We start from the raw sequence: 12,653 nt of genomic DNA, 5'->3' as shown, positions 1-12,653 counted from the left end.
TTTAACTTAGTGAAATGCTGAATAAATTTCTGTTGTTAATCTCTCAGTAAATAACCCGCATGTTTGCCCATTACCCGACGTCAGGCTCATAACTTTTAACATACTCAATTCCCATCAGAAAAAATCGCGAAATTAATTCTGACTGTTATAGTTTTTATACATCTGACTGTTTATGTTTCCAGTCTCGTGTTTTTCCTAAAATCTACAGTGAGCTTTTAATTAAAACGCAGTGCATCCTGGCTGCAATTTATTGATTTTTTAGTGAAACACTTGGTGTTGCTGCTGGCAACGAGGTAAGCAATGTTTGGATTAGATGCCTTCCACCTGGCAAGGATACAGTTCGCCTTTACTGTCTCTTTCCACATCATATTTCCGGCCATCACCATCGGTCTTGCCAGTTTTCTGGCGGTGCTCGAAGGGATGTGGCTGAAAACACGCAACACAACCTACCGTGATTTGTACCACTTCTGGTCCAAGGTCTTCGCGGTCAACTTTGGTATGGGGGTAGTCTCGGGCCTGGTGATGGCCTATCAGTTCGGTACTAACTGGAGTGGTTTTTCTCAGTTTGCCGGGAGTATTACCGGCCCGCTGTTAACCTATGAAGTCCTGACGGCCTTTTTCCTTGAGGCTGGGTTCCTGGGGGTGATGCTGTTTGGCTGGAATCGCGTTGGCCCTGGGCTGCACTTCTTTGCCACCTGCATGGTAGCGCTGGGAACGATTTTCTCGACGTTCTGGATCCTCGCTTCCAACAGTTGGATGCATACCCCGCAGGGCTACATTATTGAGAATGGCGTGGTGGTCCCCGTCGACTGGTTGAAGGTGATCTTTAACCCCTCCTTCCCGTTCCGATTGTTGCATATGTCCACGGGAGCCTTCCTTGCCAGTGCCTTTTTTGTTGGGGCTTCTGCGGCCTGGCATCTGTTGCGCGGGAATAACAATCCCGCGGTACGTAAGATGTTCTCGATGGCACTGTGGATGGCGCTGATTGTCTCGCCGATTCAGGCGTTTCTCGGTGATGCCCATGGGCTCAATACCCTTGAGTATCAGCCCGCCAAAATCGCTGCCATTGAAGGGCACTGGGAAAATCCTCCTGGTGAAGCCACGCCATTGATTCTGTTTGGTATTCCGGATATGGAACAGGAGCGCACTAAATATGCCATAGAAATTCCTTATCTTGGCAGCCTGATTTTGACCCACAGTCTGCATAAGCAGATTCCGGCGCTCAAAACCTTCCCAAAAGAAGATCGGCCAAATTCGACCGTGATCTTTTGGTCCTTCCGCGTGATGGTGGCGCTGGGGCTGCTGATGATTGGCATGGGGCTGATTAGCCTGTGGCTGCGCTTTAGAAAACGCCTCTATGAATCGCGGCCTTTCCTCTGGTTCTGCCTGTTAATGGGCCCTTCGGGATTGATTGCGATACTCGCCGGGTGGATCACCACAGAAATGGGGCGTCAGCCGTGGGTGGTATACGGGGTTCAGCGGACGATTGATGCGGTTTCACTGCACAGTGGTCTGCACATGAGTATCAGTTTGCTGGCCTTTATTCTCGTGTACTGCTCGGTGTTCGGCGTGGGGTATCACTACATGATGCGCCTGATTAAAGCTGGCCCAGTGACGGGCGAAGGGAGTGAAGTTGAGCACGGTGGTCCGGGGCAACATAAAACCCCGGCACGCCCGCTTTCTGCTGCTCATCTCAACAACCGTCAGGATGAGGAACGCTAACATGGTCGACTTTTCTGTTATCTGGTTTGCCATCATTGTCTTCAGTACCCTGATGTACATCGTTATGGATGGGTTTGACCTTGGCATTGGGTTACTGTTGCCGTTCAACAAAGATCCGGTTGAGCGCGACATGATGGTGAACACGGTGGCACCGGTCTGGGATGGCAATGAAACCTGGCTGGTGCTTGGCGGTGCAGGGCTGTACGGTGCTTTTCCACTGGCTTACTCCGTGCTGCTGGATGCACTTTCAATCCCCCTGACGGCCATGCTAATTGGTCTGATTTTCCGTGGTGTCGCGTTTGAATTTCGCTTTAAAGCCACGGAAGAGCACCGACCGTTCTGGGATAAATCGTTTATTGCCGGTTCTCTGTTGGCGACGTTTAGCCAGGGGGTTGCCGTTGGGGCGATTCTGAACGGATTTCCGGTGGTGGGGCGGGCTTATGCCGGATCGGCGATGAGCTGGTTGGCACCCTTCCCCCTGTTTTGTGGCGTGGGGCTGGTGATTGCTTATGCGCTGCTGGGCAGTACCTGGTTGATTATGAAAACCGAACATCAACTGCACCGCAAAATGACAACGCTGGCCCTGCCGCTGACGTTGGCGCTGCTGGTTGTGGTGGGGATTATCAGCCTGTGGACGCCGCTCACACACAACGACATTGCCCATCGTTGGTTCTCACTGCCCAATCTGTTCTGGTTCCTGCCGGTGCCGCTGTTAGTGCTGCTCTGTTCATGGGGGCTCATTCGTGCGCTGAAACGTGAGGCTCACTATGCTCCCTTCATGCTCACGCTGGCGCTGATATTCCTTGGCTTCTCCGGTTTGGGGATCAGTATCTGGCCGAACATTATTCCGCCTTCCATCAGTATCTGGCAGGCAGCTTCTCCGGCGAACAGTCAGGCCTTTATGCTGATTGGCGGCTTGCTGATTATCCCGGTGATTCTGGGCTACACCTTCTGGAGCTACTACGTATTCCGGGGGAAAATAAAAGCGGATGAAGGATATCACTGAGATGCAATTTAAAGTCGGCATGATGAAAACAGAAACGCAGCCCAAAAGTCCGTGGTGGCAGCGAATCCTGTGGCTGATGGTGATTTACAGCGCCAGTGTGTTAGCCCTTGCAGGCGTTGCATGGATATTTCGCCTGATGATGTCTGCGGCGGGTATGCGCACACATTAGTGTTAATGTTATCCCGGCCCTCGTTGCTCTGGTGATGGGGGCATCAATCCCTGCACAAATAGTGCTGTTTTTGCCGCCTCGCATTTACCATTCCTTACATAGCTAATACGTTTTTGTTATATTTTGATGACGATTTCATCAGTTTTCTTCACATAAGATCCGCACGGAAATGCTTAGTCTTCAGGTAAAACAACAGTACATCCACGATCTGGTGGACTGGATTGAAGCGAATCTGACCGACGATCTCAACATCGAGTCGATCACGGCGAAATCCGGCTATTCCAGATGGCATATGCAGCGTATGTTCAAAGAGATCACCGGACAGACCCTGGCCTCCTATACCAGAAAAAGACGCCTGACCATCGCCGCGATGGCTCTGCGCCTGACGCGCCTCTCTTTAATCGATATCGCTGTGCGTTTTGGTTTTGAAAACCAACAAAATTTCACCCGCGTATTCAAAAGTCATTTCATGATCACGCCCGGTGTCTTCCGCCGCATTCCTGAGCTGCATTTCAGAGGCTTTCACGGACGCATCAGTACGGAACACGGCAGTGGTGTGGCGCAACTGATCACGCGTGATGAACTGCACTTGTGCGGTGAAGTGGCGGAGTGGGAGTGCGCATTCGGCGAATTTGTTCCTCAACAGGCAAACATCGTAGCGGAACATGCCAGGCGCTTTGTGAACTTTGCCGGTCAGCACAGCTCACGCGGCTGGCTGGGGTTCCAGTATGGTCCGGGGCAGTCAGGGGCTGAGCAGCAGCAGATTAGCCTGTATCAGGCGCTGGAGAGTCATCATCAAGATAAGCTCACCACCCATGCTGTTGGCTGGACGGCACCTGCGGGACTTTATGCCACTATCCACTGGCAGGGTACGCCGGAACAGATCAACCCGTTTATTGCTGAGATGTACTACAACCACTTGCCGGAACTGGGCGTGGCGCGGCGTGAGGGGAAAGATCTGCTGCGTCTGGAGATGCAACAATCGTCCAGTGAGTGGCTCACCGGCATGTTCTCTATTCCGGTGACTCGCGTCGACTAAGCGGAATGTGCTGGAGGCGTCTGCTTTCAGCACAATTTTATAATCCCTCTCCACACAGTGGCGTAAAATAAACCCTGATGACAGAGTAGACGATGACGCCTGCTCTGACTGCAATCTGTATGGCATTCCGGCCAACTCTGGCCACAACACGACAAAAACCATGAAACGTTCAATTCTGATGATGCTGGCTGTGCTGGTCATCATGCCTTTCACTACCCAGGCCCATGCGCAACTCGCAGGGGGATTACATCCGCAGCAAAATAACTGCCAGGCGCAGGAAATTTTTGGTGATGCACGTTACGGCGGTGACGGTGGTGCAGCGGCGGGCTGTGACGGCACAGTGAATTAATGCTGCGTAGCAGCAATTCTTTTCCGATAACACATCATTAACAATTTTGCGTGAGACGCACCGCTTCCCTCTGCGTTCCACGCTGTCCCTGAACAGCCGGTAAAAAACCTCCATCCTTTACGTCCCTTCAACATGTAGCCAGACGCGCTATTTTCATCAGTACCGATCGGTATAGCATTTTATGACATTGCGAATAAGATATATCATGAGTAGGGTGTGGGAAGTTGAGAATGAGTTTCGATTTCACCCACTATCTACATGTGCGGATTCGCGAGAGGCACATTATGGCAGCACAATCTGATTCCAGCGTGGCGCTGAGCCATCACACCATTTCTCATACCGCTGCCCGTAAAGTGGCAGATGCCGCCTTACAAGTTGCTGCACAGCATGGCTGGAACATCAGCGTGGCCGTTGTCGATCGGGCTGGTGAGTTAGTCACCCTCGATCGTGCAGACCATGCGATTGGTATCAGCCCCGCGGTGGCACAAGGGAAAGCCCGTACGGCTGCACTGTTGCAGGCGCCGTCAAAAGAGTTTGAAACCTTCATCAACAGCGGCAAGCCGAGTTTCCTGGCCACGCCAGGGGTGACGCCACTGGAAGGTGGCGTACCAATCTGGTTGCACGGTGAAGTGATTGGCGCGGTGGGGATCAGTGGCGCGCACGGTGAGAATGACTCTCTGGTGGCCATTGAGGCCGCACTGGCATTAGGCGAGTAAGGAAACACCATGTCTGACTTAAACAACAAACATCTGGTAGTGGTGGGTGGGAGTTCAGGGATTGGTTTCCGTGTTGCTGAGCGAGCGGCGCAGCAGGGCGCGGTACTGACGCTGGTCGGGCGCAATGAGCTGCGTTTAGCGCAAGCCAGTGAAGCGCTGTCACAGCAAGGGGCGGAAATTCGCGCTACGCTGGCAGTGGATGCACACGATCACGAGGCATTACGCGCGGCGTTTGCGCAGATTATGCCTTGTGATCATCTGGTGTCGATGGTGGGTGATGCCATGGGCGGTGGTTTTCTTGCCGCAGATATGGCGCTGATTGAGCGGGTTATCCACTCTAAATTCCTGACGAATGTTTTGATTGGCAAACTGGCGGCGGAGAAAGTCCGTCCTGGCGGGTCAGTGATTTTTACCGCAGGCACCGGCGGGAAACCGCAGCACGCCTGCGCCAGTTTAGTTGGCAATCAGGGCATTGTGATGCTGGTTCAGGGGCTGGCCGCCGAAGTGGCACCAAAGCTACGCGTCAACTGCGTTGCGCCTACCTGGACCGTTACGCCGTTATGGCGTGACCAGCCAACAGAGCAGGTTGAACAGACGAGACAGCACTTCGCCTCCATCATTCCGCTTGCGCGTACCGCAGAGATTGATGAACTGGCCGATGCCTATCTGTTCCTGATGAAAAATGATTTTATTACCGGACAACAAATTGCAGTCGATGGCGGCGTAATGCTGGGCTAAGTGCCGCCACAGCTGACCACAGGAGTTATCTTTTGGCTAAAAAACAGAATGAAACCGTAAGTCGTGCACCACAGCGGGTACGTAATGAATTACGCTTCCGCCACGTTACCGTTGCAAGCAAAGAAAAAATCGCCAACGCTTTCTGGCGCGTGATCTTTAGTGGTGAAGATCTGGCGGGCTTCAACTCCCCTAGCTTTGAAGACCACATCAAAGTCTTTATCCCGGCGGAAGGCAGTACTGAACTGCAACTGCCTACCATGACGGAAGAAGGCATCGTCTGGCCGGATGGCGTCCGTCCACCCGCGCGTGACTATACGCCACTGGCTTTTGATGGCGAGTCCAGCCTGACGCTGGATTTCTACATTCACGAGGGCGGGGTGGCCAGCGGTTGGGCCGATCGGGCTCAAGTAGGCGATAAACTGGCGGTGGGCGGCCCACGTGGTTCACTGATTATCCCGGCAGACTATGCGGTACAGTTATATGTACTGGATGAGAGTGGTCTGCCCGCGTTCAAACGCCGTAAAGACGATTTGCAGGCAGAGCAGGTCCATGTCTTTGCCTATGCTGATGAAGCCACTGGCCGTGAATACCTTGGCGACCTCAGCGGCATCAATGTGACCTGGCTGGGCAGTGGCAATATGCACAGCGATAACCTGGGACAACTGATTGCAGAGATCAGCAAAGTCTCAATTCCGACCGAAGAGTATTTCGTCTGGCTCACCGGAGAAGGCGAGTTTGTGAAAACCCTCAGCGACTATTTCACTGAACGCTGTGGCCTCGACAGCGATTACGTGCGCGCTGTGGCTTACTGGCATCTTAAGAAATAACTGCATTGCCGCCACCCGTGTTGAATTTTGCCGGGTGGCACACTACTATCTACCTCCCTTGAATTCTCCCCTGGATAAGTAATGAAACAGCCTCCGGCACACGTCTGTCCTACTGATACTTCTTCTCGTGGTAGCTGTTCGGGACGCCGAAAACGGCGTGAGAAAATGCTGGATGCCAGCGATATTCGTTTGCTGATGCTGCACTTCCTTGCGCAAAGTCCGGCCCACGGTTACGAACTGATTAAGTCCGTGGAAGAGCTCTCAAAAGGGGAATACTCTCCCAGTCCGGGGATTATTTACCCTAATCTGACGTTGTTAGAAGAGACGGATGCTATCTCCGTGGTGGATGCGCAGGCTTCCCGTAAAGCCTATAGCCTGAATAAAGCAGGCAGTGAAATCCTTGCTGAAAGCAGCGAACAGATCGCGAGCCTGATTCAGCGATTGTCTTCCATGGCCGTTCTGGTGAATAACCGCAATATTCCCGATGTAGAAAAATCTATTCATAATTTGCGCAGTGCGCTGAATTTGCGACTGTCGCAGGAAAATATTTCTCAGGCATCGCTGGATAAAGTCATTGCCGCCATGAACGAAGCGGCTGAAAAAATTGCATCATCCTGAGAATAAAACAAAATAATCTCACTAATCTATTTCTGAATGTTGCGCCAGGAGACTAATGGCGCACTTCTCTTTTCTTTAATTTACGTAAACCAAAAAGGTTTATTAGCCAGATGTAAACGGTAGTTTTATTTATTAATCTCAGGCGCTATTTTTCTCTCCGTTGCATTATTTTAATACCAGGAGAAAAACATGTCGCAAAATAATAAGTCCCCCGTTCACGATCTGCGCTCGGCGATTGCCCGTTTGCAAACCATCCCCGGTGAATATGTTTCAACCGATACCGAAGTGAATCCTGAAGCCGAACTGTCAGGGGTTTATCGCTATGTCGGGGCAGGCGGCACCTGTGAACGTCCAACCCGAAAGGGTCCGGCAATGATGTTTAACCAGGTGAAAGGCTTCCCCGGCGTGCGCGTAGTGACCGGAATGATGGCCACCCGCGAGCGTGTCGGGCATCTGCTGGATTGCCCACCAGAGAAGCTAGGCTTTTTGCTGCGTGAATCCGTGCATCACGCCGTGGACCCTGTCCTCACATCGGGCGGCGGCAAGCTGCTGGCAGTGATTCAGTTTAAAAAGGGCTCTCCGGTGGACGAAGGACGCCAGCGCCAGGCGGCGATCATTGCTTTTGCGGCATTCCCTGAGCTGAAAAACGTCATTCTGGTGGATGAGGATGTCGATATCTTCGATACCGATGACATCTTGTGGGCGATGCAAACCCGCTATCAAGGGGATATCGACACCATCACGATCCCTGGCGTCCGCTGTCACCCGCTGGACCCTTCACAAATGCCGGAGTACAGCGCGAGCAACCTGCAACCGGGAATGACCACGAAAACCGTGTTCGACTGCACCGTGCCGTTTCACCTGAAACATCATTTCGAACGTTCGAAGTTCATGCATGTCGATGTGAAACGTTTTCTACCCGATTTTGAGTAATTGACATCCTCCCCGCCCTAAACGGCAGGGATTTCTGCAGCCAGACGGCAATGTCCTGCCGCGAGTATGTTCTTTGCGGCGTTTACGTCGCGGTCATGAGTGATTCCGCACTCACAACAAGTCCATGCTCTTATTCGCAGGCCTGCTCTACCTTTCGGACTGTTCGCGGAGATAGCCCCGCAACACGAACACGCCTGGGTGGAATATCTTTCGTTGACCACTTCAAACACCACTGACCGCGCAATCGCTTTGTATTTCAGCTGTGTTTTGAGCATCGCCCAGCCAGCGTCCAGAACGCTCTTCGCCATTCTGGTTTTGGCTAACTGGCTGCTGCTCACGTCGCCCACGAAGATTGCCGCATGGCGGTTTACCAGCGCCGTGCTGTACTTGTGCAGGGCATCTTTGCGGCGGTGCTTTATTTTGGCATGAATGGCGCGGACTCGCGCTTTCTTGCCTGCCCGCTGCGCCTTGCCTAATGCGGGCTCCAGGTCGCGATAGAAACGCCCTGCCTCCAGCTTTTCACCCTCTGACGGGGTGGCGTAGTCCTTCAATCCCAGATCTACGCCCACGGCGGTTGTGCCTGCGGTCGGGGCGGTTTCTACCGCTACGCAGACATTGAAATACCAGCGCCCCCGGCTGTCTTCTGAAAAGCTCCCGGCGCGGAATTTATAGCCGCTCAGGCCGTAGCTGTCCCAGACCTTAAAGAAGTGGCCTGCGAATTTCACGCAGCCGTTCTGCCACTGCGCCGCCCGCGATTTAAACGGCACCCAGCCCAGGGAACGGCGAGCGCCACCACTGACGCGCCAGCGCAGGCTGGAACGCTTAAACTGTTTTCGTGCCTTGCCGTGCTCGGCGATCACTTCCTGTACGGTCGCGCTGCCGATGGTATAGCCGCGTTCTTTCTGAATCCCCGCCGTCAGTTTTTGAACATCAAACACCGATAGCCATTTTGGAACCTGCGCACCAAAATCGCCCGCGTTGCTGTAGGCCGCTCTGGTTATCTCGTTTGCCAGATTAAAAACCTGATTGACCTCAAAGGCCATCTGCCGCAATACGGCGGCATGTTTGTCTTTAACCCTGACTGACAATGTTTTGGTCTGGATGCTCATGGCGCGCTAAATTACAGGTCAACATTAAATCAATAAAGGTGAGTTTATCGCGTTAGCAGCAGAAACATGACATGGCGCCATTAAGACCTGCATAAACCTGCACGGAAGCCAAATACGCTGTGATCGCCGTCGCACTTCGCGGGTCGCGTGGGCAGAACGCCACTTGAAGTCATTAAGAAATACATTGAGCAACAGAACCGCCCTCATTATCCCGCTTGCGCGGATTTCGCTCTTCCTCCCCCACCTGCTTCCCGCGAAAAGTCCTGGTGACAAAGAGGTTCTGCAACTGCTTAGCCCACAGCCAGAGAAACGCACGTCATTGAGTCTGGAGACACCCGAAGCGATCCTTGCCGATCTCATCGTTACCCGCACTCAGCGCTACGCTACTGATATTGAAGAACACGCGCGTGGCGTCTGTGGTATTGCCGTGAGCTTAAGGACCGGACCAGGAGAGCGCTATGCTTTATCCATTGCAGTGCCCGCTCAACGTTTTAGCGAACAGCGTTCGCGGTTATTAGCTGCATTGATGCAATGTCGCGCTGAAATTGAGGCAGCACTCTCCTGCTAGCCTCTGATCTGAACTCGCCTAAAAATCATTCAAATTAACTGAATTAGTTCAGCAAATCGTTCAGCTTTTAACCTTGCCAGTTCAGGCCTATCATTTCCTACATCAAGGCGAAACGCCTTACAACAAACAATATCTTCTGAGGAAATGACCATGAAAAACATCAAAACTTTAGTTGTAGTTTCAGCGCTCTCACTGTTCTCTGCGGCGGGTTTTGCTCAAACCATCAGCGCAACCAGTTCTACGCTGGATGGTGCAGAAGCCAAAATTGCCGCTCAGGCACATCAGGCAGGCAGCCAGTACAAAATTACTGAAGCTTACAGCGGTAACCGCGTGCACATGACCGCTGAACTGACAAAATAATCGCAAAGAATGATAAAAACACGATGAAATGATAACCGCACTAATTGATAACACACTAATAGTAACATAGGTTATCATCACTTCATCGCAGGCACACAGCCTGAACCTGATAAGCAAAACGCAAAATTAAGGATACCGACCATGAAAACTATCAAAACATTGTCATTAGCTACCGTTGCTGCTCTGTCACTGATCTCTTTCGGCAGCTTCGCCCAGAGCGTGACTGCAACCAGCTCAACCCTGGATGGCGCAGAAGCAAAAATCGCTGCTCAGGCACAGCAAGAAGGTGCGAACTACAAAATCACCGAAGCGAATTTCAATAACGGCGTGCACATGACCGCTGAGCTGTACAAATAATATCCCTCTGTTGATTTAGCCGCCGCAAGGCGGCTTTTTTTATGCCTTTTAACGGGTATTCAGGCGTTCAATCTCCCCGCTGATGGCTTTGATTGTCATCTGCGCAGCACGCGAAAGCTGGCGAGAAGGTGCAGTACATAGCGCCAGCGTCAGAGGGCGAATCAGTTGCCCTTTCAACGGGACAAAATAGAGCTGCTGCTGTTTAACCTCTTCCAGCACATCCAGCAAGCTTAATACCGCCACACCGGCACGCTGGCGAACCAGCGATTTGATCAGCCGGATGTCATTGCACACAATCGCATTTTCGGGTGCCAGGCTATGATGCCGGTAGAGCAAACGCACCCGGTCATAAACCACGAGCGGCTCACCGGGAATAATATGGCGTTCCTCACTGAGTTCGCCAGGTGACAGACTGGCGCGTTCCGCCAATTCATGTCCGGTCGGCAACACCACACCCATGGGCATTTCAGCAAATGCCAGGACATCCAGGCCACTTTGCCCTTCAGGATCGAGCACCAGACCAAAGTCGATTTCAGCCTGCCGAATGCGCTGGCTGATTGACAAACTGTCCCCCACCGAAAGATCGAGGCGTAGCCACGGCCAGTCGCTGGCAATGCGGGCAAAGGCATCCGCCATACAGCCATCACTCAACGCCTGAATCAGCCCTACGCTAACGTGACCCCTTTTCACCCCCTGAATATCATCAAAATAGTGGCAGGTCAGGCGAAACTCTCGCTGCCAGCGCTGAATATTATCCAGCAGGAGTTCTCCCGCGGTGGTCATCCGTAGCCCATCGGGCAACCTCTCAAACAGCGGCAGGCCATATTCGACCTCCGCTTGCAGGATTTGCCGGTTGATTGCCGAAGCAGAGACATGAAGCCGCTCAGCCGCTTTCCGCAGGCTACCGCTGCGGGCGACTTCGGCAAAATAATGCGCAAAGCGAGAAAATGGACTCACGGCAACTCCTGTACTGTTTTTTGCAACACATAAGTGAATTCTTGCTGATGGATGTAAACACCTTAATCCGTACAAAATGCACTGACAATCATTTTACCGGTGCCTGACACCGGATTTATGTGAGCAAAAAAAGGAAGCCTCCCATGACAACACTTGCCCCTCCAGCCCATTGCACATTCGAACCAGACGATTGGCTGCGTCTGGCCCAGCAGTGGCATCCGGTCGCCCGCTCTTGCGATGTTGGGCCGCAGCCAACCAAAGCCGTGCTGCTGGACGAACAGTTAGTGGTTTATCGGATCCATGGCAAGGTGGTTGTAGCCCGGGATGTCTGCCCCCATCGTGGTGTGCCTTTAACGCTGGGATTCCACGATGAAGAGGGCGTAATCTGTCCTTATCACGGCCTGCGCTTCGGTGACGATGGCCGCTGCAATCGCATCCCTTCCAGCCCCAATCAGCCGATACCCGCCAAGCTGAACCTGATCACCTATGCGGTTGAGGAGCGCTTTGGCCTGGTGTGGGTCTGTATGGCACCTGATGCAGAATCACCCGCCCCGTTGCCGCAAATGCCGCACTGGGTCGATGAGGGTTTTCAGCAGATTAACTGCCCACCGTTTGACGTAGACGGTTTTGCCGGTCGCCAGGTTGAAGGTTTTCTCGATGTCGCACACTTTGCGTGGATTCATACTGAAACCTTCGCCGATCCGGATAATCAGGAAGTTCCGCCCTATAACGCCGTCGAGACACCCACGGGTTTTGTGGTGGATTACTGGAGTAGCGTGGGCAACTATCCCGCCAGCTCAGAGCATCAGGCTCCTGAAGGGTTCGAATGGTTACGCCATTTTGAAATGCACTTACCGTTTACCGCGACGCTGACCATCCATTTCCCTGGAACCGCTCGCCTGGTGATCATGAATGCGGCATCACCGGTGTCCGCCAGAAAGACCCGTATGTTTGCTCCGCTGGCGCGCAATTTCGATCTGCATGTGCCGGTAGAAGACGTCCATGCTTTCAATCACAAAGTGTTTGAAGAAGATCGTTTGATGGTAGAAACACAGCGCCCAGAACGGCTGCCGTTGGATCTGACCCTCGAAGCCCATATTCCGGCAGACCGCAGTTCGATTGCTTATCGACGTGGTCTGAAAAAAATGGGCTTCGGCGAATTTTTCCTCGTTTAACGGAGGTGAA

General features: G+C 52.7%; 16 protein-coding genes and 1 pseudogene. 15 read left to right on the top strand and 2 right to left on the bottom strand.

From position 1 onward, the window contains the following. The first annotated feature begins 300 nt into the window (after positions 1 to 300). From B880_RS0115230 to B880_RS0115185, 10 genes are all read left to right on the top strand, one after another. Positions 301 to 1,722, top strand: coding sequence for a cytochrome ubiquinol oxidase subunit I (locus tag B880_RS0115230; RefSeq protein ID WP_017348302.1), 1,422 nt, complete (start codon positions 301 to 303; stop codon positions 1,720 to 1,722). A gap of 1 nt (position 1,723) precedes the next feature. Then, on the top strand, positions 1,724 to 2,728 hold the full coding sequence (cydB, locus tag B880_RS0115225; protein ID WP_017348301.1) for a cytochrome d ubiquinol oxidase subunit II: 1,005 nt from the start codon (positions 1,724 to 1,726) through the stop codon (positions 2,726 to 2,728). Position 2,729: 1 nt separating this feature from the next. After that, positions 2,730 to 2,897, top strand: coding sequence for a DUF2474 domain-containing protein (locus B880_RS26120; protein ID WP_017348300.1), 168 nt, complete (start codon positions 2,730 to 2,732; stop codon positions 2,895 to 2,897). A gap of 169 nt (positions 2,898 to 3,066) precedes the next feature. Continuing rightward, positions 3,067 to 3,936, top strand: coding sequence for a helix-turn-helix domain-containing protein (locus B880_RS0115215; RefSeq protein WP_017348299.1), 870 nt, complete (start codon positions 3,067 to 3,069; stop codon positions 3,934 to 3,936). Between the two features lie 160 nt (positions 3,937 to 4,096). Further along, entirely contained in the window at positions 4,097 to 4,285 is a 189-nt protein-coding gene (locus B880_RS0115210) for a hypothetical protein (RefSeq protein ID WP_017348298.1), read from the top strand. A 284-nt stretch (positions 4,286 to 4,569) separates the two neighbouring features. Then, entirely contained in the window at positions 4,570 to 5,001 is a 432-nt protein-coding gene (locus B880_RS0115205) for a GlcG/HbpS family heme-binding protein (protein WP_017348297.1), read from the top strand. Between the two features lie 9 nt (positions 5,002 to 5,010). Beyond that, positions 5,011 to 5,739 carry an SDR family NAD(P)-dependent oxidoreductase gene (locus B880_RS0115200; RefSeq protein WP_017348296.1) on the top strand — a complete coding sequence of 243 codons (729 nt, stop codon included), beginning with the start codon at positions 5,011 to 5,013 and terminating at the stop codon, positions 5,737 to 5,739. Between the two features lie 32 nt (positions 5,740 to 5,771). After that, the gene (locus B880_RS0115195; protein ID WP_017348295.1) at positions 5,772 to 6,566 is read left to right on the top strand and encodes a siderophore-interacting protein; all 795 of its coding nucleotides are present in this window, start codon (positions 5,772 to 5,774) and stop codon (positions 6,564 to 6,566) included. Positions 6,567 to 6,647: 81 nt separating this feature from the next. Beyond that, the gene (locus tag B880_RS0115190) at positions 6,648 to 7,184 is read left to right on the top strand and encodes a PadR family transcriptional regulator (RefSeq protein WP_026042685.1); all 537 of its coding nucleotides are present in this window, start codon (positions 6,648 to 6,650) and stop codon (positions 7,182 to 7,184) included. 189 nt (positions 7,185 to 7,373) lie between these two features. Next, positions 7,374 to 8,117 (top strand): UbiD family decarboxylase domain-containing protein, encoded by a 744-nt coding sequence (locus B880_RS0115185; RefSeq protein WP_017348293.1) that lies wholly within the window; start codon positions 7,374 to 7,376, stop codon positions 8,115 to 8,117. 17 nt (positions 8,118 to 8,134) lie between these two features. Here B880_RS0115185 and B880_RS0115180 read toward each other — a convergent pair whose 3' ends face one another. Next, positions 8,135 to 9,226, bottom strand: a complete 1,092-nt coding sequence (locus B880_RS0115180) for an RNA-guided endonuclease InsQ/TnpB family protein (protein WP_026042684.1) — start codon at positions 9,224 to 9,226, stop codon at positions 8,135 to 8,137. Between the two features lie 51 nt (positions 9,227 to 9,277). On the opposite strand from B880_RS0115180, the pseudogene B880_RS27380 reads away from it, so the two are divergent. The 4 genes and pseudogenes from B880_RS27380 to B880_RS0115165 form a co-directional block, all read left to right on the top strand. Then, positions 9,278 to 9,433, top strand: a pseudogene (locus B880_RS27380) (IS200/IS605 family transposase); the annotation flags it as partial. Further along, complete coding sequence (locus B880_RS25105) at positions 9,390 to 9,794, top strand: IclR family transcriptional regulator domain-containing protein (RefSeq protein ID WP_083482087.1); 405 nt, start codon at positions 9,390 to 9,392, stop codon at positions 9,792 to 9,794. The pseudogene B880_RS27380 and the gene B880_RS25105, both read left to right, overlap by 44 nt. Before the next feature lie 150 nt (positions 9,795 to 9,944). Then, a complete protein-coding gene (locus B880_RS0115170; protein WP_017348290.1) occupies positions 9,945 to 10,154 on the top strand; it encodes a YdgH/BhsA/McbA-like domain containing protein in 210 nt (69 codons plus the stop codon). A 141-nt stretch (positions 10,155 to 10,295) separates the two neighbouring features. Further along, positions 10,296 to 10,511: a YdgH/BhsA/McbA-like domain containing protein gene (locus tag B880_RS0115165; RefSeq protein WP_017348289.1), complete on the top strand. Its 216-nt coding sequence runs from the start codon at positions 10,296 to 10,298 to the stop codon at positions 10,509 to 10,511. 48 nt (positions 10,512 to 10,559) lie between these two features. Here the strand turns inward: B880_RS0115165 and B880_RS0115160 are convergent, their stop codons facing one another. Further along, the gene (locus B880_RS0115160) at positions 10,560 to 11,468 is read right to left on the bottom strand and encodes a LysR family transcriptional regulator (protein WP_017348288.1); all 909 of its coding nucleotides are present in this window, start codon (positions 11,466 to 11,468) and stop codon (positions 10,560 to 10,562) included. A 143-nt stretch (positions 11,469 to 11,611) separates the two neighbouring features. Between B880_RS0115160 and hpxD the strand changes: the two genes are divergently transcribed. Further along, positions 11,612 to 12,643: a molybdenum cofactor-independent xanthine hydroxylase subunit HpxD gene (gene hpxD / locus B880_RS0115155; RefSeq protein WP_017348287.1), complete on the top strand. Its 1,032-nt coding sequence runs from the start codon at positions 11,612 to 11,614 to the stop codon at positions 12,641 to 12,643. The last annotated feature ends 10 nt before the right edge of the window (positions 12,644 to 12,653 follow it).

It is taken from the genome of Pantoea sp. A4 (genome assembly GCF_000295955.2).
Lineage (GTDB): Bacteria > Pseudomonadota > Gammaproteobacteria > Enterobacterales > Enterobacteriaceae > Pantoea > Pantoea multigeneris.
The sequence above is the reverse complement of the archived record's forward strand: the minus strand, read 5'-3'. Positions and strand labels throughout refer to the sequence as shown.